Annotated in this window: 29 protein-coding genes; 25 read left to right on the top strand and 4 right to left on the bottom strand. The window is 63.0% G+C overall.

Going from position 1 to position 24364, the window contains the following annotated elements:
- Positions 1-14: 14 nt before the first annotated feature.
- The 4 genes from QRD43_RS20725 to QRD43_RS20710 all read left to right on the top strand — a co-directional run bounded on the left by QRD43_RS20725 (position 15) and on the right by QRD43_RS20710 (position 6500).
- Positions 15-1982, top strand: coding sequence for a UvrD-helicase domain-containing protein (locus tag QRD43_RS20725; RefSeq protein ID WP_285984415.1), 1968 nt, complete (start codon positions 15-17; stop codon positions 1980-1982).
- Positions 1983-2015: 33 nt separating this feature from the next.
- Complete coding sequence (locus QRD43_RS20720) at positions 2016-3218, top strand: P-loop NTPase family protein (protein WP_285984414.1); 1203 nt, start codon at positions 2016-2018, stop codon at positions 3216-3218.
- A 362-nt stretch (positions 3219-3580) separates the two neighbouring features.
- Positions 3581-5797, top strand: coding sequence for a hypothetical protein (locus QRD43_RS20715; protein WP_285984413.1), 2217 nt, complete (start codon positions 3581-3583; stop codon positions 5795-5797).
- A 139-nt stretch (positions 5798-5936) separates the two neighbouring features.
- Positions 5937-6500 (top strand): hypothetical protein, encoded by a 564-nt coding sequence (locus QRD43_RS20710; protein ID WP_285984412.1) that lies wholly within the window; start codon positions 5937-5939, stop codon positions 6498-6500.
- Between the two features lie 321 nt (positions 6501-6821).
- Here the strand turns inward: QRD43_RS20710 and QRD43_RS20705 are convergent, their stop codons facing one another.
- Genes QRD43_RS20705 through QRD43_RS20695 form a run of 3 tightly spaced genes read right to left on the bottom strand, consistent with a single transcriptional unit; the run spans position 6822 to position 9467 of the window.
- Positions 6822-7196 carry a hypothetical protein gene (locus QRD43_RS20705; RefSeq protein WP_285984411.1) on the bottom strand — a complete coding sequence of 125 codons (375 nt, stop codon included), beginning with the start codon at positions 7194-7196 and terminating at the stop codon, positions 6822-6824.
- A 4-nt stretch (positions 7197-7200) separates the two neighbouring features.
- Positions 7201-7590 (bottom strand): hypothetical protein, encoded by a 390-nt coding sequence (locus tag QRD43_RS20700; protein WP_285984410.1) that lies wholly within the window; start codon positions 7588-7590, stop codon positions 7201-7203.
- 26 nt (positions 7591-7616) lie between these two features.
- Positions 7617-9467: a hypothetical protein gene (locus QRD43_RS20695; RefSeq protein ID WP_285984409.1), complete on the bottom strand. Its 1851-nt coding sequence runs from the start codon at positions 9465-9467 to the stop codon at positions 7617-7619.
- Between the two features lie 231 nt (positions 9468-9698).
- Between QRD43_RS20695 and QRD43_RS20690 the strand changes: the two genes are divergently transcribed.
- The 7 genes from QRD43_RS20690 (at position 9699) to QRD43_RS20660 (ending at position 17844) form a co-directional block, all read left to right on the top strand.
- Positions 9699-10115 (top strand): hypothetical protein, encoded by a 417-nt coding sequence (locus tag QRD43_RS20690; RefSeq protein ID WP_285984408.1) that lies wholly within the window; start codon positions 9699-9701, stop codon positions 10113-10115.
- Between the two features lie 689 nt (positions 10116-10804).
- Positions 10805-12121, top strand: coding sequence for a metallophosphoesterase (locus QRD43_RS20685; protein WP_285984407.1), 1317 nt, complete (start codon positions 10805-10807; stop codon positions 12119-12121).
- Positions 12122-12141: 20 nt separating this feature from the next.
- Entirely contained in the window at positions 12142-13179 is a 1038-nt protein-coding gene (locus QRD43_RS20680; protein WP_285984406.1) for a GTPase-associated system all-helical protein GASH, read from the top strand.
- Positions 13180-13181: 2 nt separating this feature from the next.
- Positions 13182-14228 (top strand): TRAFAC clade GTPase domain-containing protein, encoded by a 1047-nt coding sequence (locus QRD43_RS20675; protein WP_285984405.1) that lies wholly within the window; start codon positions 13182-13184, stop codon positions 14226-14228.
- Positions 14225-15091 carry a TRAFAC clade GTPase domain-containing protein gene (locus tag QRD43_RS20670; protein ID WP_285984404.1) on the top strand — a complete coding sequence of 289 codons (867 nt, stop codon included), beginning with the start codon at positions 14225-14227 and terminating at the stop codon, positions 15089-15091. Before QRD43_RS20675 ends, QRD43_RS20670 begins: the two co-directional genes overlap by 4 nt.
- 10 nt (positions 15092-15101) lie before the next feature.
- Entirely contained in the window at positions 15102-17159 is a 2058-nt protein-coding gene (locus QRD43_RS20665; RefSeq protein WP_285984403.1) for a GAP1-N1 domain-containing protein, read from the top strand.
- A 298-nt stretch (positions 17160-17457) separates the two neighbouring features.
- The gene (locus tag QRD43_RS20660; RefSeq protein WP_285984402.1) at positions 17458-17844 is read left to right on the top strand and encodes a hypothetical protein; all 387 of its coding nucleotides are present in this window, start codon (positions 17458-17460) and stop codon (positions 17842-17844) included.
- A 28-nt stretch (positions 17845-17872) separates the two neighbouring features.
- Here the strand turns inward: QRD43_RS20660 and QRD43_RS20655 are convergent, their stop codons facing one another.
- Entirely contained in the window at positions 17873-18007 is a 135-nt protein-coding gene (locus QRD43_RS20655) for a hypothetical protein (protein ID WP_285984401.1), read from the bottom strand.
- Positions 18008-18160: 153 nt separating this feature from the next.
- Here QRD43_RS20655 and QRD43_RS20650 point away from each other — a divergent pair, with 153 nt between their 5' ends.
- The 14 genes from QRD43_RS20650 to QRD43_RS20585 all read left to right on the top strand — a co-directional run bounded on the left by QRD43_RS20650 (position 18161) and on the right by QRD43_RS20585 (position 24057).
- Positions 18161-18505: a hypothetical protein gene (locus QRD43_RS20650; protein ID WP_285984400.1), complete on the top strand. Its 345-nt coding sequence runs from the start codon at positions 18161-18163 to the stop codon at positions 18503-18505.
- Between the two features lie 186 nt (positions 18506-18691).
- The gene (locus tag QRD43_RS20645; RefSeq protein WP_285984399.1) at positions 18692-19654 is read left to right on the top strand and encodes an SOS response-associated peptidase family protein; all 963 of its coding nucleotides are present in this window, start codon (positions 18692-18694) and stop codon (positions 19652-19654) included.
- Positions 19655-19713: 59 nt separating this feature from the next.
- Positions 19714-19956, top strand: a complete 243-nt coding sequence (locus QRD43_RS20640; RefSeq protein ID WP_285984398.1) for an AbrB/MazE/SpoVT family DNA-binding domain-containing protein — start codon at positions 19714-19716, stop codon at positions 19954-19956.
- Positions 19953-20348 (top strand): type II toxin-antitoxin system VapC family toxin, encoded by a 396-nt coding sequence (locus QRD43_RS20635; protein ID WP_285984397.1) that lies wholly within the window; start codon positions 19953-19955, stop codon positions 20346-20348. Before QRD43_RS20640 ends, QRD43_RS20635 begins: the two co-directional genes overlap by 4 nt.
- A 14-nt stretch (positions 20349-20362) precedes the next feature.
- Entirely contained in the window at positions 20363-20632 is a 270-nt protein-coding gene (locus QRD43_RS20630; RefSeq protein WP_285984396.1) for a hypothetical protein, read from the top strand.
- Positions 20633-20634: 2 nt separating this feature from the next.
- Positions 20635-21030 carry a hypothetical protein gene (locus QRD43_RS20625; protein ID WP_285984395.1) on the top strand — a complete coding sequence of 132 codons (396 nt, stop codon included), beginning with the start codon at positions 20635-20637 and terminating at the stop codon, positions 21028-21030.
- 109 nt (positions 21031-21139) lie between these two features.
- Positions 21140-21460: a hypothetical protein gene (locus tag QRD43_RS20620; protein ID WP_285984394.1), complete on the top strand. Its 321-nt coding sequence runs from the start codon at positions 21140-21142 to the stop codon at positions 21458-21460.
- An 83-nt stretch (positions 21461-21543) separates the two neighbouring features.
- On the top strand, positions 21544-21870 hold the full coding sequence (locus tag QRD43_RS20615) for a hypothetical protein (protein ID WP_285984393.1): 327 nt from the start codon (positions 21544-21546) through the stop codon (positions 21868-21870).
- Between the two features lie 415 nt (positions 21871-22285).
- Positions 22286-22426 (top strand): hypothetical protein, encoded by a 141-nt coding sequence (locus tag QRD43_RS20610; RefSeq protein WP_285984392.1) that lies wholly within the window; start codon positions 22286-22288, stop codon positions 22424-22426.
- A gap of 44 nt (positions 22427-22470) precedes the next feature.
- Positions 22471-22680, top strand: coding sequence for a hypothetical protein (locus tag QRD43_RS20605; protein WP_285984391.1), 210 nt, complete (start codon positions 22471-22473; stop codon positions 22678-22680).
- A gap of 20 nt (positions 22681-22700) precedes the next feature.
- The gene (locus QRD43_RS20600) at positions 22701-23114 is read left to right on the top strand and encodes a hypothetical protein (RefSeq protein ID WP_285984390.1); all 414 of its coding nucleotides are present in this window, start codon (positions 22701-22703) and stop codon (positions 23112-23114) included.
- A 14-nt stretch (positions 23115-23128) separates the two neighbouring features.
- Positions 23129-23455, top strand: a complete 327-nt coding sequence (locus QRD43_RS20595) for a hypothetical protein (RefSeq protein ID WP_285984389.1) — start codon at positions 23129-23131, stop codon at positions 23453-23455.
- A gap of 23 nt (positions 23456-23478) precedes the next feature.
- Complete coding sequence (locus QRD43_RS20590; protein ID WP_285984388.1) at positions 23479-23784, top strand: hypothetical protein; 306 nt, start codon at positions 23479-23481, stop codon at positions 23782-23784.
- Positions 23785-23904: 120 nt separating this feature from the next.
- Positions 23905-24057, top strand: a complete 153-nt coding sequence (locus tag QRD43_RS20585; protein WP_285984387.1) for a hypothetical protein — start codon at positions 23905-23907, stop codon at positions 24055-24057.
- Positions 24058-24364 lie beyond the last annotated feature (307 nt).

The following is a 24364-nucleotide window of genomic DNA, read 5'->3' as shown; positions in this document are numbered from 1 at the left end:
TAAAGGGCTGAATCATGGCCAACGCGTTCGCACGGCTTGTCGAGAACATCAACGCCGCCCGGCTTGCATCGCAGGCCGCGTTGCAAGCCAAGCCTCAGGTACGCCCTGAGCCGAAGGAGGTAGCCCCTCCGGCAGTCAGCCCTTTTGCAGCGCTCTCTGCACGCCCGGGCCGACCCATGGTCTCCGCGTCTGCAGCCACCACACCCGCCGAGGTGACTCCTTCCAGGGAGGCAGTGCAGCTGGCTGCGCGGTCCAGCGCGCCAGCGTCGCAGGTGGTCGTACCGCGGGCCCTACCTGAGGACTTCGTGCCGGACGGACCGGATGTCGACGCACCCAAGGGAACTGGACGTTCACTGGGCGGGCTCAGCAAGATCTCCTCATCTGGTTCCACGCAGGCCGCACGGGATGGCGGGCTTGGCGGCGGTCTTTCCCGCGTGGGAGGGCTGAGTCGAAGCGCGGCCATCTCCTCCAGCAAGCCCGTGCCGGACGTCAGGTACACCGACGAGCAGCAGGCGATCATCGACTGTCACGACCAACTCGTTGTTGCCGACGCCTTCGCTGGCTGCGGCAAGACCACAACCGCCGTCGGCTATTCCAGGGCGCGGCCGCAGAGCCGGATCCTCTACCTCGTACTCAACACGGGCAACGCGGCGGAGGCGCGCCAGCGCTTCCCGAAGAACGTTGAGCCGATGACGACGCACTCGCTGGCCTGGGGTGCGATGAAGAAGCAGGTGGGGAACCGGGTCACCCGGAATTGGAAGCCTCACAACCTGATGCGGGACCTGAACATCAATCAGGCCCGGCAGGCATCAAACGCTCAGCGCGTGCTCAACGCCTTCTTCGGTTCGCCGGACGCCGAGATCTCGGAGAAGCATGTCGAACAGGTGGCCTTCGAGCGTGATCTGTCCCCGAGCGAGCAGATCAATGCCGTGGCCCTGGCCAGGCTTGCCTGGAAACGCATGATGGATCCAGCTGACCGGCTGGAGATGCCCGACGACGCCTACCTGAAGATGTATGCGCTGGGCAAGCCTCAACTGCCCTACGACGACATCATCTTCGACGAGGCCCAGGACGCGAACCCTGTGACCTTGCAAATCGTTCGTGCGCAGCAGCGCGCCAAGGTGCTGTGCATCGGCGATCGTCATCAGGGCATCTATCAGTTCCGGGGGGCAATCAACGCCATGGAACAGCTCTCGGTCGGTGCAACCCGCTTCCACCTGACCCGAACCCATCGGTTTGGCCCGGCCATCGCCGAGGTCGCCAACCTCCTCTTGTCCGAGCTCAAGGGCGAGACTCACCCGATCGTCGGCCTGGCCAAGGACGGCGTCTGGAACCCCGAGAAGGTCACCCACCTGTCGCGCACGAACGCGCAGCTTTTCAACCTGGCGGCCGAGCGCCGCGGCGAAGGTATCCACTGGATCGGCGGTCCGGAGAAGTATCGGCTGGAGCTCGTCCGCGACGCCTATCGGCTCTACGCCCGTGACGTCCAGTCCATCCAGGATCGGACGCTGCGGGAGATCGGCTCGTGGCACGACTACACCCGCTATGCCGAAGAAGCCTCGGATGGCGAGGCCAAGATCCTGGTGAAGTTGGTCGATCAGTTCGGTCACGACACGCCGCAACTGCTCGATGACATCGTCCGAAACGCAGTCGCATTGGAGGCGGACGCCTCGATGGTGCTGACCACGGCCCACAAGTCCAAGGGCCTCGAGTGGGATTGTGTCCAGCTCTGTGATGACTTCGAGTTCCTCAACGACATGGAGTGGGAGCTGAGCCAAAACCCCAACGCGACGCCGCCGGTGGCTGAATCCAACCTGCTCTATGTGGCGGCGACACGGGCACGCAAAGCGCTGACCCTGAACAGCGAAACGCGCGAGTGGATCAAGAACCTCCCGCGTCATCGCGAAGAGCGCCGCCAGGCAGCGCAGCGCTTCGAGATGAACCGAGTCAACGAAGAGGCCGGCATGCAGTGCGGTGCCTGACGCAATCCAGCTCAACGACAGGAGACCATCGAGATGTCCAAGAACGCTTTCGCCGCGCTGATCGCGCGGAATCGGGCCGCCGCGGCTCAGCAGACAACGCCGTCCGCTTCGGCCCCATCAAGCGCCGACGAGGTCACTGGCACCTCGACATCGATTCCACCGGACGTCGAATCGATGATCGCGCAGCTGATCGAAGATGACGACGCGCCGAGATCGACACTGATGGCGCCCCCGAACCGTGAGCGCCTTGAGGGACCCCACCCCGTCACGATCATCACTCACGAAGACCCGGTCGAGTACACCTATGGTCAGCTGGGACAGGGCAATATGCCCACGGCATCGTCTGCAGACACAGAGGCGGTGGCGGTACGCGAGGAGCCGACGGATGAGGCCGCGCATGATGGTCTCGAAGGGCACACCCGACTGTTCGTGCTCGACGACGCGGGGTCCAGTCAGATGAACCGGATCCTGAGCGGGGTAGTGGGTACCGTCGATTCCGACGGCCGGTTCGCCATTCATCCGGATTACAAGCAGCTCTCCTATCTGTTCACCTTGGCCGACACCGGGCAGCTTCCTGTCTTTGATGACCAGGTGGATCACAGTGCCCTGGTGCCTGTGAATCTTCCTGCGGCCGCAGTGCCTGCGCTGCTGGCCTCGATGGTCGCCAACGTCAGCAAGCGCTGGAGCAGCCTCTACGAGTCGGTGATGGGCGGCTCAGCAGCGTCCGCCGTCGGTCTGGGTCGTGCCATGCTGCAGCAGGAGCGCTCAAACACCGAGCGCGCGGTGGCTACCTATTTGAGCCAGTCCGGAATGAACCAGTGGATCGTTCCCATCATCTACGAGGCTTCCATCTTCGAGGAAGACCCCAGCCTTCGTCCGCAGACCCACCAGGGCCTGATGGCCAGTGCGGTCGGCCCTCACAACATCCAGGTCCGGTCCGACCCGCAACCTTGGCAGGTGCAGTACGCCAGAGCCGAGCAAGGCGTCGAACAAGTCGCCGGAGGTGGTGCGCCGGGCTGGGCTGGCCACCAGGGGGCGCTCAGTCTTGTTTTGGAAGGCGAGTTGACGGTCTATGCACCTTCGGCGGCCGTAGCGGTCCAGGTCGGGAAGGCCTTGGTCGACCTCCACGGCCGTGCACGCAACCTGTCCGAGCTCCCCGTGAGACCGGACACGGTCCTGCGCATTGAACTCGAAGCGCCTTCGTCCGATGAGGTCGATGGCTATCGCTACCACTGATCGACCACGGCGCTAGGTCTGGCACGCCAGGCGCCTTGAACGTGAAGGAGTTGATTGCCGGTAATGGTTCGCAATCAGTTCTGGTTGCGGAATCAATAATCGCGCGCCTAACAGCTCTGCTGTACGGCGCCTTCCACAAAACCAATGCGAGACATATAGGCAAAAAAAAGTCGGCTTGACACCGCAAGCCGACCGCCAATCCTTGACCCACCCATTCAAAGAGTCTGCTGCTTATCCAACCATGGAAGGCCGGACCACATGCAGAACACCCAAAGAGGCGTTCAAAGCAAATTCACAGGGTCAAGAATAAGCGGTATCGGATAACTGGGTCAAGCTGATTTTCTGCCGTCGTTGCAGAAACAATGCTCCTAGACGTCGACCTTGAGGACGGCGCGGCCGAGGCACGGCTGCTCCATCCCAGCAAGCATGGATACGTGGCCATCATGCGCAAGACGCGCGCAGGGGGCCTGATCCAGAACATGTACCCGTCCGCAATGGTGGAGGACGTTGTGCGCGCAATGCGCTCGACACCTGATGCGTACCTTTCACAGGCCGCATTCGTCGCGAAGAGCCGGCGCGTGTCCAGCTTGATGGAGATCCGCTCTGCCTATGTTGACATCGACTGCTACACCCTGGGCCTGACCCCCGATGCCGCCTTCGTCGAGCGTGTTTCTCAGCAGGCCGCCGAGATCGGGCTTCCTGAGCCGAGCTATATCGTTGGCTCAGGCCGCGGGCTCTATGCGAAGTGGGTGTTCGAGAAGCCCATGGCAGCTCAGCACCTGCCTCGCTGGCAGGCTCTTCAAAGCGCGCTGACTCAGATCTACAGGACCCTCGGTTGCGACGTCAAAGTCCGTGACGCCGCGCGAGTTCTGAGGCTGCTCGGCTCCACCAACAGCAAGGCCCTCAAATCCGAGGAGACCGTGCGGCTGCGCAAGGTCGGTGGCCAAATCCATGACTTCGACAACCTGTGCCTCCAGGTCGAGCTCGCGAGGGTGTCAGGCCTCTTGGGTGGCATCCCTGAGGCTCGGTGGGATCTCCCCTTCAAGGACATCGCGGCGGGCGAAGTCCGTAGGATCGTCGAGGCGGTCAAGACCGGGAAGCCACTGCCTCCGTCGGTGACAAACCTCGAATTGCTGGAGCAGTTTGCGGCCACGCATCAGCCTAGCGGGCTGAAGGGTGGCACCGTGCAGTCCTTGAACTGGGCGCGCTTCATTGACTTGCGCAATCTGGCGATGCAGCGTGGTGGCATCGACCGGGGAAGCCGAGATCTGTTCATGTTCTGGGCGATGAACTTCCTTGCCCATGCTGACGTGGTCAACGCGAAGAACTTCTGGCCAGAGGCCACATCACTGGCGCAGGTCATCTGCGCCGAGGACTTCAATCCTGTAGAAGACGGTTCGCTGACGACTCTCTTCTCCAGGGTTCAAGCCAAGTGCTCAGGCAAGAAGGTCTCTTTCAACGGCGGTGACAACTGGTCGCCGCTCTACACGCCCAGCAATGACCACCTCATCGAGTCCCTGCAGATCAGCGAAGGCGAGCAACGCCAGCTCTGCACCCTCATCGGTGGCCGGGAGAAGCAGCGCCGGCGCGACGACAAGGCGCCTGGACGCGCGGAGCGCCGAACCGATCGCATTACGTTCCGCGCCGAGGCCTCCAAACTGCTCGGCGCCGGTGAGAACGTGAAGGCGGTGGCGCAGAAGCTCGGGGCCAGCGAGCAGAAGGTTAGGCGGCTGCGCCGCGCCGCTGCCCTACCAGCGAGCAGGCCCGATTGGCACCAGCGCGCGCGCGACTACGCGGCCGCCGGCGTTCCGCAAGCACAGATCGCGCGGGACTTGGGCGTGCACCGTTCCAGCGTGAAACGGCTTCTTGAGAGGGAGCTGTGTAGGGTGGAGCAATCGACGCTGCCTGGCACTTCGAGTTCGCACCAGGTGCATTCAGCCAAGGTGAGGGGTGAGCCGGCGGGCAGGAACTCGGAAGGCGCGCAGCTGATCGCAACCGTGGCCGCGAGGGCAGAGCTGCTTGCTGCGGAGCGGGCCAGGGATCAGGCCGCGCAACTGGCAGAGCGAGAGCAGGCCGCGCTGGCCGCTCTCAGCAGGGTCGAACTGTTGCGCCAGGCCGCAATGAGACGATCGCGGGAGGTGGCCGGAGTGATCGCCCCTACACCATCTGCCGGGCCGCCGTCTGGTGGTGCAGAGGCCCAGCAAAGCTCGATCACGATGACGGCGACGGCCAGCGTCGCTTCATGGCCGGCGCGAGGGCCGACTGAGGTCCATGCGCGGAGTGACACATCACGACCACTTTCAGAGGAGACGAGAGATGGACACACCGGCTATCAAGTCCACCAGAACGCCCAGCAGGGCGCAGGAGATTCTGGGCAGGACCAGGTCCGCACAGGCGGGCTCGGGCCGTGCCTTGCCACCCGACCAGCCAGTTCAGCAGGAATGCGGCGCGCAGCGCCCGGCGCCTGGGGAGGCAACAGCAGCCCCGTCGTTGTCGAACTCAAGCAGCGGGCCCTCATCGCCTTCAGGGAACTCGCGGAGCGGTCAAAGCGCCTTCGCGGCTCTCGCCAGAAGAAGTAGCCAGTCCGCCGGCGCGCGGGCAGGGCGCTCGGCAGACACTCCTCGACCAACAGTCGCTCCCAGCTCCTCGCAGGCCTGCCTACCTGGCCAGCCCAAGAAGCCCAGCGGCGCGATTGACCGCGGTGTTTTGGAGCCGTTCATGCCCCCACTCACCGACCAGCCAGATCCGCCGTGGCCAGACTCGACGCGGCCGGCGGGCACCTTGTATGACGATGCAGAGTGGGCCAAAGCGCGTGCGGCAGGCCAACAGATCGTCATCGAGCTCCGCGAGGCGGACTTCGGACTTCTCTTGGTGGCGGACAGACCACCGCAACCGGTCATGCGCAAGGAGGTGCGCGGCGGCAGGGTCGAGGAGGTCTTGATCCCGGTGCCCTCCGAAGAGGCACAGCAGTTCATGGATCCCTTTCTGGCCTCCATGCTCGAAGATTGTCTGCTCCTCGGTCCGGGGGCGTCTACGTCGCATCCCGGGTCCGTATCGGGTCACCTGGTTCTCGAGCACGCCGTGCTCGGGGATCGCCTTTATCGCATTGTCCGGCCGGAGGCCCACCGCGAGTCGCGACCCTGGTTCTTCGGGATGACAGGGCGCCACAAGCCGCCGCCAGGCGAGCCGCAATCCCTCGACTTCTTCCTGGGCAAGACGCGCGAGGCCTCTGTCGATGTCGACTCCCTGGGTGAGCCGAGCGAACCTGACGCTCCGAGATGATGCGCGCGGAACTTCGTAGAGTGATCAGGGAGAGGCGCAGAGGCCTTGGCCACGCGCAATGTGGACACGAACACCGACGCGTCGTCCTCGGGTTGTTCGCGAGGAGCTTTGACCAGGACAAGGTCGCGTGGTCTAATTCTGCCAACGGCGTGATCGAGCCCTCGTCCACGCCGAGGTCGCTGTACTACCTGGGACGTCATCCCCAGGATGCGACCGGAAGCCCAGCCGTGCGCTGGGTTTTCTCTTTCAGGGCGCTATTTGGTACCTGGCGCCATAGCATCACTTGTTGCCGCAAAAGTGCAGCCATAAGTGATCCTACTTTCACTCCCCTTGCGACCCTTCAGGATCGGCGACTTGCCACCACTTCCGCCGGTCGGTGCGCAGATGCAGATCGCCACCGCAGTGTTTGCACAGCTCGCGTGCCGATGCGCATGGCAAGCAGAGCACGTCCGTCGAGGTACTCGGGTAGGTCTGATCGACGAGGCAGATCCCGCACGGCTGCTGCGTGAAGGCCTGGCCCGCGAGTCGAACGATGTAGTGACAGGGCAGGCACCGCTGAGCGGCCAGGCGCTTGTCCTTGTCGGGATCGTCGCGGAGGTTGTCCGCCAGCTTCAGTGTGGAAGTGACCTGCGATGCGCTCATCATGGTGCTCGTCACCGCCGATCGGGGCGAGACAGGGTAGGGCGGCTTGTTCATCGCGTCAGGCTCCCATCGGTGCGGCCGGGCAGTCCTCGAGGCTGCCGATGGCAGGATGTCGCCCTGCTGCCGCATAGACGTCCTGCAGGACGTCGTTGATCGCTTCGATCAGGTCCGCACCGTCCACCTCGTTGTCGTCGCCCTCAGCCCCGATCCCGACGCTCCGGTAGGCCTTCAGGAGCAACTCCAGCGCTGCGTGAGCACGGATCTCAGAATTGTCCGCCGCCCTGGTGCATCGGCAGTGTTCGACACATGCGAGGACGTCCCAGTAGGACCGGCTGACGACTTCGACGGCATCGGCTGCGCTGATGGGGTCGTCGGTGCCGAAACCGAGTTCTTCCAGCAATTCCAGCGTCGAATTCAGGCTGGCAATAGGCGCGCTATGTGCGGTCATGACGTTCTCCAATGGGTGATGGCGCGTCAGCCGACTTCGTGAGCCTCGTGGCGCGACTCAAGGTGCGGCGCGGGTGCCTCGTCGACGTCGTTGCGCAGCTGGCCAGCCGCCAGCGCCATGAACAGCTCTTCGCTGTTCGTGACGCGATGTTCGAGAACGACGCGCTGGATCCAGCGCATGCACACCTTGATGGCTTCGAGCAGTTCGTCAAAGAGGCCCCGCACCTCCAACTCGAACAGCGAGAGGCGGCCCGCGTTCCACATCTGGAAGCCGTGGGCAGCCGCTTCCTCGGCCGATTCGAGGCACTGGCGCGCCGCCGGCGAGTTGATGCCCAGCGCCTCACGCACGCGGAAGTTAAGCAGCGTGCCTGGAGCGAACTCGCGAGCGACCATGTCGCGCTCGCGCTGGGTCAGCAGCTTGTCGTGGGCGAAGTGGAAGATCTCGTGGTCGACGGCCCCAACGACGTTCTCTGCGTTGAGCGAGACCAGGATGCGATTGCTGTATTTCCCGGCGACCTGACGGCCTGTGGCGAGGTCGTAGACGGCCGAGGCGAAGAGGACATGCCGGGCGGAGCCCAACATCTCGTGCGCGTTGTGCAGGCCACGCTGCACGGCACTGTAGGTCGCGGGATCCATGCGGCGCTCGGACTGATTGCGGATCGCGCGCAGAGGGGCCCGCGAGTAGACGACCTGCGAGGCCGCGAGCTCCTGGCGCGCAGCGTCGGTCATCTCGAAGCCAGGCACCTTGACCGGCAGCGCCGGCGTGCCCAGGGACACTTCGATGATGGATGCCTTCACTCCCGACTTACCCAACGCTTTGTCGGCGAGCTTGGGGACCACCTTGAGATAGAAGTCGTTGAGCATGTCGCCGGGCACTCGCAGGCCGACCCGATGAGCATCGTGACGGGCCTCTTCGTCAATCTGCTCCTCGATCTGCTCGACTCTTTCGGGCGGGAGGGCGGCGTTGATGCGCGCGGCCCGTAGTTCGGCAACGCGGGCCGACACAAAGTCGCCGAAGGCTTTGCGCTGGAGTTCCTTCGTCTTCTCGCCTTCGAGGTCCTGCTGTCCACCGTTGCGCATGGACTCCGTGATCCAGGCGACATGCTTGATGGTGGGCATCTGCGCCGCCAGCTGGAGGTGGCGACGCAGCACCATGCCGGCCCAGGCCTCGGTGTTGGTGACCAGCGGCCCCCTCGGGACGGTTTGCCAGTTGTTCCGACGGCCTTGCTGGGCCCAGTCGGACTGGATTTCTTCGATGAAGTAGATGCCGCCATGAATCGTCACGCGGCAATGGGCCATCAGGTTGCGGCCCAGACGGCCGTTGACGACCTTGCTGAAGTGGTGCTGCGGGAAGTCGTAGGCGGTTCCCTTATGCGTCATCAGTTCTTCGCGCCGCCTCTCGAGTTGGATGACGGCCGCAGGATCCTCGGCGAGCAGCTCGGGCGAGAAGTTGAACTGCTCCATGCGGTACTCGATCTCTTCGATGAGGTCGATCACGTTGTCGCGCTCGGAGTTGGCGATGTAGAGGAACTCGAAGTAGTTGCCTCCCTTCTGGTGCCAGCCTTTGTACTGCGGACTGCTGAGCACCACCTCCTTGATCGTGAAGGTGCGGTTCTCGAGGTGCTCGATCAGCGCTTCGCGCGTGATCGCCTCATCGCCGCGGGCTTCGAGCCAGGTGCGAATGCCGGTATCCTCGAGTTCCAGCGCCTTCACGCCTTTTTGCTTGAAGGCCTCGATGGTAGAGAGCCACTGCCTGGCGGGGGCGCGTGCCTGCTTGCTTTCCTGCAGCAGCTGGACCAGCTTGCTGTGGAGGGGAGTGGGACCGGCCTCCTGTGGACCGTTGAGGTAGGTGATCTTGTCGGTGGCCAAGCTGCCCATGGGTGTCTCCAATCCTGGCGGTCGAGTTGAGCAGCGGCGCAATTAATTTGCATGACTGCTATAACGCAAAATTCTATTGGAATAGCCCAGAACTTTTCTGACATAATTTCCGGTATCGCTTAATGGATGGCGTGACCATCTGATGACGATTAGGCGATGACGATGACCGCTGGCGACGCCGAGCACCCCTGCTGGCGTTCGTGTTGACGGTTGGCCGCATAGGACGAGGGCATGGATGTAGACGACGGACAGGCGCGGGACGAGCCCGCGCCCACGCAGGTAGGCATTCCCGGGGTGGCCGACCCTGCGCCCAAGCGTTCGCGAGGCCGTCCGGCAATCGGGAAGGCCAGCCCCGTTCGGTTGAGCGACGACGAACACAACCTGGCCTGCGAGCTCGGCGCCGGGAGGCTGGCCGAGGGCGTTCGGCATGCGCTGCAACTGGTGCTGGTCATCGGGCTCGACGAGACACGCAAGCTGCTAGGGCTCAATGCGATCGCGGCAGGCTCTCCAGGGGCACAAGAGCAGCCAGGAGGTCTCGCGGCCAATGCAATGCTGCCTGGGGCTGAAGGCACGCTCTGGGACGCACCTGACGGGGATCCAGGGTCTGGGCTTCCGTTGTCCGCAGAGGTGGTGACATCTCGGCCGTGAACCCTGTGGTGAGGGGCCTCCTCAACCACTGCGACAGGCGAGTTGCTGGCTCAGCCCTCGATCGCTTTTCAGATGCTGAAGCGTATCGCGACCGGGGCCTGCTGGTCTGAGGTGTCGGGGCGTCGCAAGTCCTGTGCCCCCTGATCCCGACGGCGCGAGTCAGATTGGTCGGTTTCAAGGGCAAGTTATCCACAGAACCTGTGGGAAACCCGACCCGCTCTCCAGCTCCCAGGCCACCGAAGTGCTTGGTTTACAACAAGCGGGGCCATATGGCCTCGGGGTGCCTAAAAGTTAAGCAGCACGGAGCCACCAGCTCGCGCAATGCTCGATTCCTCTGTGGAGGGGCCGCATGAAATCTTGAAGTGGTCCGCCCGGCCAGGCCCGCCCCCGTTTCTAGCACTGGTTCCGGCTTCTCCGGTTTCCAGAGGTCTCTCCCTTAGTCAAGGGCAATCCTGATCACGACGCAACACGATACGGGTGACGCGTGCGCAGGTCGGAAGGGGCGGGTTTGGAGCTGACTTGTAGGCCATTGCCCTGAGCTCGCCAATCTCCAATGCCATTTGCCCGCTGTCCATCCATATTCGGCTGAACCCCGTCCTCGATCTGGGTTGGACGGTGCGTGTCGGCTTCCCCAGTCCGTTGGTCCACAGTTCGCCAGCCACCGTCGAGAGAGTCGTTATGATTTGTTAATGCGTCTCCTGCATCTCTCCGACATCCACTTCAAAGAGCCCGACTGCCTGGAACCGCTGACGGACCCCGAGCGCCCATATCGGACACGCCTAAGGACGGACTTGGTATCGTTGTGTGCCGAAAAGGGGGTAGACGCCATCCTGGTCAGTGGCGACATTGCCTTCAAGGGTCATTCCGCCGAATACGCCGCCGCAGACGCGTGGCTGAAGGACCTTGCGGCCGCTTCCGGTTGTCGTCCAGACCGGATCTACGTAGTCCCAGGCAACCACGATGTTGACAGGTCCGCCTGCCGCGCTTCAGCGGCAATCTCGAACGCGCAGGCTGCAATCGCCAATGCCCATCAGCAGCATCGTGAAACCGTGTTGCGGACGCAGCTCAAGGACCCTGATTCCGGCCCGGCGTTGTTCAAATCGCTGGCCGCCTACAACGCCTTCGCGTCGCCTCTGGGCTGTTTCGTCAGCCCGGCTCAGCCTTACTGGTTCTACAACCTGGACGACCTCGGCGGCGGAGTGACCTTGCGCCTGCATGGCCTCACCTCGACATTGATCTCCGGCTTGGACGGCCGCGATGACCAGCCCGGCAGGCTTTACCTCAGCCCACTGCAGACGGTGCTGGATCCTGAGCCCGACGTGCTCAATTTGGTGATGTCTCACCATCCACCGCGTTGGTTCCTTGATGAACACGCCGTCGATGATGCCGTGAATGACCGTGCGCCCCTGCAGTTCTTTGGTCATGAACATCGCCAGCGTTGCGTTTCGACCGACAGCTACATGCGCTTCAGCGCTGGTGCCGTGAACCCCGAGCGCCACGAACACGACTGGAAGCCTGGCTACAACGTCATCGACATTGAGGTCGTCGGCACAGGCAAGGACCGGGTGGTTCGGGTACGGGCGCACGTGCGCCAGCTGCAGAAGAGTCCGGAGAGGTTCATCGCGCTGACGACCAAACAAGGGCAAGATGTATGGGCCCAGGACATTCTCTTCCCCAGCCATGCGACGCACGTCATACGTCCGGCCGAAGCCCAGTCCGCCCCGGCGGCCGCTGCAGTGCCCGCCGCGCCCGGAGCACCCGTGCACGTCGCAACGCCGGCGGAGGCGACCATGAGCAGCCCTAGCACAAAGGGCTTGGTTTTTCGGTTCTGGAACCTGCCCGACAGCCAGAAGCGCGAGATCATGTTCAAGCTCAATCTCATCACCCAGGAAGACTTGGCGCTGACTGACGAGGAGCTGTATGACCGTGGGCTGCGGCTCGCTGCCAAGCTAGGGTTGCTCGAGCAGCTGGCCCGAGAAGTCGACGCTCTGCAACAACAAGGCTGACTGCCAGACAAGGGAGAGAAATGAAAGCTGAATTCCAGCGTTGGTACGAGGCGGTGCAGTTGGCCCTCGACCCACATGCCATGGAAGCGCGCTGGGCGGCCGTTCAGGCGCTGGCCAGGTCGGTCAATGACGCGGAACTGGATGCCCTCGCACGTGCCGCCTTCCGCTCCGACCAAACCACGGTCGCGACCAGCGCGGTCCGCACCAAACTGGCCGACAAGGGCGGAGCGATGCCGGATGAGGAGTTTGCGCTGCTGGCCGCGGTCACCCTCACCGTGATCCTGCAGCAGGGCGAGCCTGCGGCCGCACGAGCGGCCACGATGATCGGCACGGCTCATTTCAAGGGCCTGCGCAAGGTCAGGCAGCCCATGGACCTCGTCGGGCTTGCTGCGGACGCACGGCTGGCGCTGGCCCGGACCACGCGCCGCCGCCCGTCACTGGAGTTGGGACCGATGCCGTCGCTTGAGGTGGACACGACGCAGGCTGAAGAGACAGAGGGCAGCGACGAGCGCATCAGCCTGCTTGCAGAGGCCTTTACTGGCGTCGTGCAGCAGCTCGCTGAACGGCAGGCGGCCTTCGAGCAGCGGGCGCTGCATTACGTCAGCATGCAGGCCGAAGAGCTGGACATGCTGTGGTGGCTGCAAGGCGGCCGCACCCAGGCCGGCCAGCTATTCTCGGAGGTTTCCCGTGAACAGCAGCCATTCGTGCTGGCTCGCGATCTCGCCGAAGTCACCTTTGCCCTGCCTGGTGCGTCCGCTATTGGCTCGCTGCTTGAGCGAGCCGGCATCGAGGACAGTGAGCCCATGGAGATCGCGAATGCCATCCAGGCCTTGCCGATCGAATGGCTCAAGACCGCGCTGCCGGATGCGGACAAGCACAAGGCTTCGCCAGTCACCACGCCGCTGCATGAGGGGATCAGGCGTCGGCTGGAAGTGCGTGGCGAGAGCACGTGGATAGCAGGCTGGGCGGGTGTCTGCGACATCGACTCCGCTGCGCGTCTGACTCCGCTGCAGTTGGCGGACCTCTGTTACTGCGAGCAGCTCCTGCTTCACAAATAGCCATGGCAGATCTTGAACCGCAAGAAGGCGCTGCGTCGCCTCGCTGCGCCAACCCAGACTGCCATGTGGGGGTGGACGGCCGCTGCATCGAGGGCTTCTCCGACACGGCCGATTGTCCGCAGTTCGGCCGCATCCCGATTACGCCGGACGCATCAGTGTCAGGCGCATACCCAGAACCGAGGAATGGCGTGGCCATGCAGGCTTCGACCACGTTGTCCGTGGATGAGGCGGATGATGTGGTCAAGGAAAGGCCGTCCCGTGTCATCGCCATCGCAGGCCCCCATGCCGCAGGCAAGACCAGCCTGATCGCCGGCCTGTATGACTTGTTCCAGCTCGGCCAGGTTGGCAACGTGGCGTTCGCCCAGTCCTTCTCCTTGCAAGCCTTCGAGCAGGCCGCGCACGATTCGCGCGCAGCGTCGCGCCGCACGACGCCCAACACGGCTCGCACCGAGCGCGGCGAGGTCCGCTTCTATCACCTGGAACTCGTCGACACCGATTCCGGTGCCGTACCCAGTGTGCTGCTGGGCGACCGGGCGGGCGAGGAGTACCTGGAGACGCGGAGCAACCCGATGTCGGCGCAAGAGTTCCCAGAGCTGAGGCGGGCCGATGTGCTGACCCTGCTCGTCGACGGCCAGCGGCTGCTGGATGCTGGTCAGCGTCACAACCTGCGCTCGGAAATCCGCCAGACTCTACAGGCCTTCGTCGAGGCTGGCGTGGTCAGGCCCAGCCAGCGCCTGGCGCTCGTGCTGACGAAGCTGGACGTCATTCGCAAGGCTGTCGACGGCGGCGAGCGGGCCTTTCAGGGCTTCGACACCCTGGTGGCAGGGCTGCGCGCCGACTACGGCACGAACTTCGCGGCCGTCGAGTCCTTCCGGATCGCGGCTCAGCCCAGCACGGATGGCGCCAAGCGCGGCGAGAACCTCGATCATCTGCTTGAGTACTGGATGGCCGAGCCATTGCGATACCGGCCGGCCACGATGGTCTTTGAGGTCCCTGAGGCGGAACGTTACTTTGCCAGACTGATGCCAGTGGCGAAAGGCGTCCAATGAGCAAACGTTCCGTCGTCGTCATGGGCTTGCCGGGGTCCGGCAAGACCACCTTCCTCGCCGCGCTGTGGCACCTGGTCAGCGAGAAGGAGGTGCCCTGCAAGTTGACCTACGTGTCTTTGCAGGCCAGCAACATCGAGCACCTGCATGAGATCGCCTCCCAGTGGCGGGCGGCCAAGAAGCAGGAACGCACCGCCCAGGGCGGCGATAAGCTGGTGTCGATGATCCTCAAGGCGGAGGGAGGGGAGCCGCAGACGGTCACTTTTCCCGACGTCGCCGGCGAGGCCTTTTTGCAGATGTGGGGCCGGCGCGAGTGCGACGAGACGGTCGCTGGCTGGCTCAAGGCGCCGGGCGTGCTGCTCTTCATCCACGCGGACAAGGTCACCGTGCCCAAGTGGGTGATCGACGAAAAGCTGCTGATGGAAGACCTCGGAATCCCACCCGAAGACGGAGCTGAAGCCGAGGCATTAGTCGACTGGTCGCCGGACGTGGCGCCCACGCAGGTGCAACTGGTCGATTTGCTGCAGTCGATGCAGACCGAGCCACTGGACGTCGGGCCGCGCCGCCTCGCCATCATCCTCTCCGCGTGGGACAAGGCGGCAGGCCGTGGCCTCTCGCCCGAGGAGTACCTGGCCAGGCGGATGCCGCTGCTCGACCAGTTCCTTAAGAATGGCCTGGGCCCCAGTTGGGAAAGGCGCATTTATGGAATCAGCGCCCAGGGCGGCGACTACGACGATGCCAAGACGACGCTGGCCGATGCAGAGCGCCTGCGTGACATCGAGTTGCCTTCCCAGCGAATCTCGGTGGTCCATGCTGGTAGCCAGTCCAACGACCTTACCGAACCCCTGCAGTGGCTGCTGACGTAGTGATTTCGCTGTGATCATCAAAGTTCATCAAGCGCTGCACGGGTACTCGGACGGACATCGCCAGCTTGCCTGCTCGGCCAGACTCTCCCCACAAGACGCCAAGTTGGTCTTGGTGATGAGCGACGTGTCGGGGTCGGGTGTGGCGTCTGAAGGCAGTAGCTACCTGACCGGTTACCCACTCTCGGAAGGCGGCATGTACGCGCTGGCCAGGACCTGGTCGGCTCCGGAGATGCCGCGCCCGGGCTGCGTCTGGACACACACGCTCTTCATCGACTTCCCGGACCTGGCTGCCATTGGCGCCCCGTCTCGGCTGTCCAAGCTCTTCGCCCGTCCGAACTCGCCGTCCTGGTCCACCTACAGCATGCCCGAGACCCTTGATACGCTGGACAGCGTCGAGCCCGAGCCGCGCATGTCGACTCTGGAGGAAGTCTGGCTGGCGGCCGTGCTTGCCGGGCTCTATGAGTCGTCCAACAGCCGCGTGATCGCCAAGCGGGATCCGGGTGTGCCGGTGGACGCCTTGACGCTGCGGATATGGGACCAGCAGTGGCCGCGCCTGCGCCGCTCGTTTCGGTTCTGTACCTTCACGACCAAGGATCGCTCCACACCGGGCGCATCTTTCGACCTGCAGGTCCTGCCCGGCGCCAACATGTCGACCCGAGCGCGCCTGCCGAACACGCGCGAGGTGTCGCCGATGCTCTTTGAGTGCCTGCCAGATTGGCTCATGACCCTCATGGACGACGCACGGCAGCCCAACCACGACGGCCTTAGGGACACGCTGAAGCGGCTCGGTGCAGATATCTTGGGCGGTCGCGAGGCCATGCCGACCTTTTGCACCTTTCACCGCCTCACGAGTGGCCCGGCGTCGCCGAACCAGCTTGACGACGCGATCGAGATGGTCAACGAGCTTGGGCCGCTCTCGACTTCGGATGTGGCCCGCGCCCTGCTCGCTGATCATGTGCTGTCCAACGTCGAGAACGCTGACGCCATGGCGGTGGATTTCCTCTGGGACCAGTGGCACTACCTCGAGCCGTCGCGGCTACAGCAGCGCCTTCCACAGGTGGCTGCGCCGCTCTGGCGGGCATCAAAGCAGCGCCTGCTTGCCGCATTGTGCAATCCCGCAGAGGACGCGGCCGGCAGTGCGGCGCAGGTGCTTAGGGCCATTCCTACCGAAGAACTGTTGGCGGACTGGCCTGATCACGACGTCCCGCTGGCCGAGTTGCTTCGGGTGCGTCCTGACCTGGTGGAAGTACCGGCCTTCTGGACGAAGGTCGACATTCGCTCCCCCCACGACTTCTACGGCCTGCCGATGACGGACACGGCCGCCATTGCGCTGCTTCGAGGCATGAAGCAAGAGCCGGGCATGCGCGCGGCGGTCCAAGTGCTCAGGCGGGCGCACGTTCTGAAGCTGATTCAGTCCCTGTCTGGCTCGAACGATTCTGACGAGAGCAAGCTGCGTTGGGTTGGCTACTGCGTCGACGATGCCTCGGCGGTTGCCGAGTTCCTGAGTCAGGTGCACGCGCCGTCACCGGCGCTGCTGCTGGCAATTGCGAACGCAATGTCGCCCGATTCCGTGCCCAACCAGTTTGGCGACGATCCATGGTACATCGCGTTGTTGAAGCTCAGGAAAGTGAACGGGACATTGCCGAACCGACTGGCCGCCTATGCGTTCGCGCGGGCGCTGGGGCGAAGTTCAAGGAGCGTTGGCGAACTTCTGCAGATGACCTTTGAGCAACTGCACGTCGCAGTGTCCAACTCGGCTTTGGCTGACGGCGACTGGCAGCTCATCGAGCCGCGGTTGCATTGGGTGCCAGAGGGCAACCGCTGGAATCGTGCAGGACGGCTGAGGACCGCCGTGGCTCGCGCTTACCTTGACCGGCACCTGTGGCCGCGCGGGTTCGCGTGGATGGCTTCAGACAACGACGTGTTCGTGGCCTTAATGGAGGAGATGGTGGATCGCTTGGGGGGCAAGCGCTACCTGAAGACCGTCGAAGAGTCCCTGGAGAACGAGGCCGACGCCTCATGGCGTGGCAGGCGCGAGCTAATCCACTGGTATCTCAATCACCAATAGTTGCAGGCTGGGTGATCCTTCTGCCCAAATCCAGGGCAGTTTGTGCGCGCGGCGCCATCAAGAGCATGGCGTCGTTGGTGTCCAGAATCGGCACCGAACCGTCCAAGCTGCTCGAAGTCGAGCGCTTGGACTACGTCGCAACCTTCATTGAGGAGACCTAGAGTGCCTATGAACTCCCGGCGCCGAGCCGGCCCGTTGCCCAGTAATGGGCCATTGCCGACCATGGTGATCTGGTCTTGCGGTCCCCTGCCGACGCACTGCCGGTCTAACTGCCCAGGGCGACGGTCCGAGCGGCTGCATGCGTGACCGCTACCTCGTTCGTCTTTGGGACACGCCCGACCAGTTGACGGCCTTTGCCTTGCAGCAGAAGGATGGCGCCTACTTGTCTCCGACGGGTCGCCTCGCGGCCGGCAGCAGGGCCGTAGCCTTCCCGAAGCCGGAGGTTGCCGAGCTATGCCTGGCCCTGTGGATGCCCCGTCTGAGGGATCGCTGGGGAGATGACTTCCGGACTGAGCTCGAGCACTGGCGAAGCGAGGATGGGCACGCGGACGCCGATTTGAACAACACCGCGCTGCTCTTGGCCAAGGCACGGTCCGGTCGCTGGGCATCCAACCTGTCGGTCGCTGAAGAAGACTTGCAGGCTGCCCTGGAGGAAATCCACGGCATGGTCCACGGCAAGGTCTGACCTGCAGCCTCTTGTTCCAGGCTATGCATCAGGTCTTCCAGGTCCACAGTCCAGCCACGCCGCAGCTGGCCAGCAAAACCAAGATCACGCTACCGAAAGGATTGGCCTGAAAGGTCACAGCCAAACGGCAGGCTGCAGAGGTCAGGACGTTGATGGTTTTCATTGGACGGTGTTGCAAGAGTGGAGAGGCCCGCATGCTCGCAGCTTGGCTGAGGGGTGAGCAAGCGGAGGGCGCGTCTATGGAAACGGCCTTCGCTTGACAACGTAGTGAGCAGAGTCTGGCAAGGCGGATGTAGACTGTATAAAAATACAGCCCATGCAGTCCAACCACTTCTGGTGCCTCCTAGCCCGGCACGCCGGGGCCCCGATGCCGCGGTGGCAGCAATCCCGTGCGCCCTGGGTCCAGGGCCTGCTGAGCGTGCGAGAGCAACATGAGGCGGCATTGGGACGTTCAACGATCGTGGCCAAGATGCTGGCGGAGGATCAATCAGAACTGGTTCCCCCGCTGCTGGACGCGCGGCTGCTGCTGGTGAATCACGACAGGATGGTGCTGACGGGCCTGGAGCGGGACGTACTGACCCGGCGGGAGGTGGCGCAGACCTGGCTGCTGATTCGCAGTGCGGAGGAGCCCGGGGGCGCCGGCATCATGCACCCGGACTGAGAAACTGCATGCGCCAGGCGGGCCGGGTTCCTGTAGAGTCGTGACCCACGTCACCGTTCAAGTTCCTCCCTCCCTATTTGGTGACGCGCCGCCTTGATGGCGGCTTCTTTTTCTTTGGCCCTTGGTGGTGGGCCAGCAAGTGAGCCAGGCAGCGTGCCTTCACACCGCCTCGATTGGAGGACCTGCATGTGCTATTCCGCCCTGGTGCAAGCTGACTACCGGGCCTACGTCCGGGCCTATGGCGCCGACGTAGATCTGCAGGCGTTCGTGCGTCTGGCCGAGCGGCGGCTGCGTGAGGGGCGCGTGCCGATGCCCAAGGCCATGGTCGACGCCTTCGCGCAGGCCTCGACGCCGGCCGAGATGGAGGTGAGGGCGCTTCTAGACCAGTACGCAGCCCAGGAGGCCACGAGGCTTCAGGAAGGGCTGTTTGCTCAGAAGAAGCGCCTGGCAGATGCCGAGCGCGTGCTGGCCAGCGCCAAGCCCACCAAGAAGGCTGGCGAGGATCAGCGCATCGCCTCGAACAAGATCGAGCAGTCGCTGGCCAAACTGGCGGACCTGCAGCGCACCGAGCCCAAGGAAAGGGACTCCCGCATCTTCCCCGGCCACTTCTGCCCGGTGATGGTCTGGGAGGACGGCCGCCGTGTCGTGAAGCCCATGCGCTACCAGTGCCGACCGGCCGGCAAGCCTGCGTTCTATGACGCCAAGTACCCGGGCACCTACAACGCCAGGCGAGACAACCTGGAGGGCTTTTGGAAGGGCCAGTTCGGTCACACGCACGGTTTGCTCGTGGTGACCTCGTTCTTCGAGAACGTCGCTCGGCACCGGGTCGAGGATCGCGAGTTGGCTGAGGGAGAAGATCCAGAGAACCTCGTTCTGCGATTCGACCCTGCAGGCGGCTTACCCATGCTGGTTGCCTGCCTGTGGTCGCACTGGGCCGGGGCAGGCGGCGAGGAGTTGCTGTCCTTTGCAGCGATCACCGACGAGCCGCCACCCGAGGTGTCGTCGGCGGGGCACGACCGCTGCATCGTGCCGATCAAGGCCTCGGCCATTGACGCCTGGCTGCGCCCGGGCCGCGGCGACCTGGCCGCGCAGTACGCGATCCTGGATGACCGAGAGCGGCCGTACTACGAGCATCGACTAGCTGCTTGATCGGAGCTTGCCTTTGAATCTTCCTTACCATAAAGTAAGGAACATCAGGAGTACGCAACATGACCACCGCCACCATCACGTCAAAAGGCCAGATCACGATCCCCGCTGATGTCCGCCACGCACTCGCCGTTGATGCGGGTGATCGGGTGGAGTTCGTTCAGATCGAGCCGGGCCAGTTTCTGTTCGTCGCCGCGAATCGATCGGTCACGGAACTGAAGGGCATGTTCGGCAAGCCGGCCAAGCCGGTGTCCATCGAGGAGATGAACCGGGCCATCGCTGAACGCGGGGCGGCTGCACGATGATCGGCCTGGATACCAATGTGCTGGTCCGCTACATCATGCAGGACGATCCGAAGCAGGCGGCCAAGGCGACCAAGCTGATTGAGGGCCTGACAACGGACGCCCCGGGCTTCATCACCCTGGTTTCGGTTGTCGAGCTGGTGTGGGTGCTGACGTCGTGCTACGACCTGAGCCGGCCCCAAGTGGCGCAGGCCCTGGAGGTCATCCTGCGCTCCAAGCAACTTGTCGTGGACCAGGCAGCGCACATCCTGCGTGCTCTGCGTGCATTCAGTGCTGGGAGCGCGGACTTTGCGGACTGCCTGATCGAGCGCATTGCAGAGTCCGCAGGCTGTACTCAGACGATGACGTTCGACAAGGCCGCAGCGAAGACTGCCGGCATGACGCTGATTCAGTAAGAGACAAGCCATGAATGGCGATCTCATTCTCGCCGCCACCGCGCCCGACCGATCCAATCAACGACTGCCCTATGGTTCAACTACTACGCGCGACAGTCACAGGCGCCGCCCTCGGTGCCACGCTTTGGCTGCTCTCCTGCTTCTTCGCGCCGTTTGTGGGCGCCGGAGATTGGATGGTCGCCAACTCCAGTTCGATGTCGTCCTGGCTGATGGCCACAGGTGCCTGCGTCGGCCTCACCGTGTGGCTGACGGATCGCATTCGTTTGGATGACCGAAAGGAGTAAAGATGCTGAAGCTTCAAATTCAAGGCTTCGAATTCATCGTGGATGTCGTTCACGTCGATTCCATGGAAGAGCCTGAAGGCGAAAACACGATGTGCTTGGCCAAAGTCGGCAATGTGACATTCCAGTATCCGGTGGACGCCGAGAAGGCCTACAGCCTGTTCAAGAGCGATATGGCCAAAGCCATCATCCTCGGTGAAGTCAAGCCTCAACAACGACATGCGGTCCCGTTCTTGGTCGTTCAGTACCACCAAGCGTTCAAGATCGACTGGGAGTTCTATGAGCGACGCCTGCGAGGTCAGCTCATTGCATCCCAACTTGCAGCGGATCATGCCAAAGGCGTTGCTGAAGCTGCGATCAGCAAGGCCGCCGGCGGGCCAGCTACGGAATTGCCTCGATAGCATCAAGGGTCAGCGCACTCAGCATCGGTATGCACACCACTTCCATCTGGTGTCTGTGCCGCTACCTGTTTGTCGCTGACCACCATTCAAAGAAGGAAGGGAGCGGCACATGGGTATGTTCGACAACGTCAAATTTGATCACCCGATGCCCGATGGCTTCGGTGGCGGCAACTTCCATTGCAAGGACCTGCGCCACGGCATGGATATGGCGACTTACGAGGTCGGCGCAGATGGGAGGCTTCGCCGCATCGCGAGCGATGAGGGGCAACCTTTGGGCGACCTCAACTACAGTCACCATCTCGTTATCACGGGGGACGGCCATCCCCATTCGTATACCTTGGTTTTTAAAGCTGGGACGTTGTGTGAGATCCGCTGTTTCCAGACAGGCGTAGCAGTTCCGTTTGTCGCCGTGGACGGTGGCACCAATTGACAGCGGAAATGGCAGGCTCACGTAGAGCGCTATTCAATCGCAAGCATGGATATGTCGCTTGTGCGGCGTGGAAGGAACACTGAATGGCAGACCAACTTTTCAAGTTCGTGTCGCAGCACATTGGCGTTGCGTTAGTGGGTCTGATCGTTGGTGTGCTGGTCACCCAGGTTTCGCATGCATGGCTCAAGACTGCCGAGGGCTGGAAGCGCAAGGTAGCAACGATAGGCTTTGCCGTCGCGTCGGTGATGATGATTGCAGGAGTGCTCGCTGCGATGGTCTTCACGGCCGCTGAATTCAGGGCAACCCGCGGGAGTGACCTTGCAGTGGCCGACGTGATGGGGGCGCGGTGTCAGGCATTGAGCCAGATCGATGATCTGGCGCAAGCGAGACGCAGAGGAGTAGCGACATGACACTCAAGATCAAGATCGTTGTGGGCGCCATGCTGGGTGCAGGTGCCGTCGCCGCATTTGCGGCGTCGGACGATGGGCGCGAAGTGATCCTGGAGGCCACGATTGAGCCCTCGGCGGGGCCTGGCGATTTGGTGGCGCTCCGAGACGCTGACTGCCGATTTTTCGGTCAGCTGGAGCGGCACGCGCCCGCCAGCAACGCGGGCCGCCTAGCACAGGCCGCAGGTGCCGATGGCGGGCTGTGGAGAATCTCCGTCACTCGGCGTATCTGTCGAGATGTGAGCGCGCCTCTACGGCTTCACGTCGACTTGCCCAGAGCTCCTTCCCTGATGGGAGGCGGAGGCATACCGCCCGCTCCCATGGGCTATCAAGCTGGCACAAGGTTCTCCCTGCGGGCAGACTGAGCAGGGACGCTACCATGAGCGACAAGGCTCAATTTTTGGTCTACCAGGCGATGTTTTGGCTGGCGCGAGGCGACAGCGTGAACGGAGGTCGCCGCTCGTTCTGGGAACGTCGCTGCCGAGAATTGGGAGCCGAGTTGATCGGCGCCGGCTGCTGAAGCACGGCGACACCTGACACCGAGGAACCAGGAAGGACCCTTTCATGAGCATGCAGCGAATCGAGGACAACGCAGACCTTCGTCAAGCCTTGCCGACCTTCTCGGTCGAGGAGTTGCTGGACGAGGCGCAGTTCACCTTCGGGTACTACGGCAACGCACTGCATAACCTCCAGGTGGAGAGGCAGGACGACGCGATCGAACGGTTCTGCGTTGTCAAGGCCGAGCTGGCCCGACGCCTGAGCGCCATGAATTGAAGGGAAGTAGGTAGAAGGCGATGTCGTTCGAAGCAGAGGCAGTGGTACTTTTCGCCGTGCCAATGAGACAAACAGTTGTCGAGTCCATCCGAGCACGTGCTGGTGTCGATGAGATGTGGGAGGTCGACGACGCAGACCTGCATTGCTGGGTATCTGAATCGCGGCAGCTCGAGTATTGTGACCAGGCCCGCAGCGGCCCTTTGCTCGGTGAGGCGTCTCTCCAGGGCCGCCTTTGGCGGGTTTCGCTTGGCGGGCGGTACTGGGCCAAGGGGTTTGAGAGCTATGGAGGCATGCCTGAGAAGTACCGCCGCTCGCTGACCATCCTGCTCGCCGAGCCATGCGTGGTTGGCGTGTGGTATGGAACAGCGATGCTGTCTGACGACGGGCCTGCATTGAGCGAGCACGTCGACCTTCGCATCTTCGATACAGACTAACTTTGGAAGTGAGTATGTCCAGCCCGTTCGTCGAACGCCTGCTTGCTCAGGCAAAAGCAAATCAAGCCGATCAACTGCAAGCGTTCGATCAAGCCCTTGCATCGACCGTTGAAGACGCTTCGCTGACTGATGACGATCGCCGCAAAGCAGAGCAGCTGCTTTTCGCGCTGAATGTGGTCGCCGTGGTTGCGAACCAGATGGCTCCGTGGGTGGCCAGCGGCCCAACCTTGCAAGACAAGCATTGGGCTACCGATTACTACATGGCCATTCGAGATGGCAAGGTACGCCCCTTGCACTTCGACTCTGAAATCGAAGAAGTACTTCAACACGTGATTCCGTGAGGCTCGGGAAGAGAGTGCCAACTATGAGCGAAGACAGGCACCACCAACGGGTCGTTCTGGACACGATCCGGCGCCGCATTGACTCGCTGACCGAGATCCAAGCGCTGCTAGACACGGCAGCGGAAGCGCTGGGCCGGGCAGTGATGATTTCCGAGTCCGGCTGCAGACCGAATACGCCAGAGCCCTTGAAATCGGCCTTGGTGGATCTGAGCCAGCGTAGCGCAGCCGCACGCGTCAACTGCTTGCAGGTCACACACAAGCAGCAGCGCAGCTATGCGGACCAGCTGATCGTGGTGGCCGGCGCAACGCCCCCGGGCTCTACGATGTAATGCTCGCAGCGGTGGTGCTTTCGTGAGTTGCTGCACGTGCACTCAGCAGGGAATTGCATATGGACCGCTTCCGGTCGTTGAATGCAGCACGTGCGGTGTTAGGTCATGGGAATGTGAGCGATGAATGCCTTGAACCTTAAACGACAGGCTGTTGTCCGTTTCGCCCAGTCTGCATGGGCTGGATTAAAGGTAGTCGTGGGGGTCATGGTGCTCGTCTATGCGGCGGCATTGATGACGGGTCTGTTCACCATCTACAAGTACATGCTGTTGTAGGGCGCCGTGGCTTCGAGAGCCTGAACCTACCCCTGCACAGCGAGTGCTTGCAGATGCGCGTGTACATCTCATCAAAGGCTACCGGCTCACGTGTTTGGCTGCGCCAAGGTACCGAACCGAGGACCAACAGGAGTTGAAATAGGCCTGACCTACTCGCTGAGCTTGCAAGGCTGTTGGCCGACCGATAGAACGGTTCGACATCGCTAGCGCAGAGCCGGGCGACGAGCCCGCGCTTTGCTCGCCCTGGCGGTGCCGTACGTCGGGTTGTAGCCCATGCATCCAGATGCTCGGCGTGGGGCGCCAGCTT

This window comes from Roseateles subflavus (genome assembly GCF_030285365.1).
GTDB classification, from domain to species: Bacteria; Pseudomonadota; Gammaproteobacteria; order Burkholderiales; family Burkholderiaceae_C; genus Roseateles_B; species Roseateles_B subflavus.
This window is presented reverse-complemented; position numbering and strand designations above follow the sequence as displayed.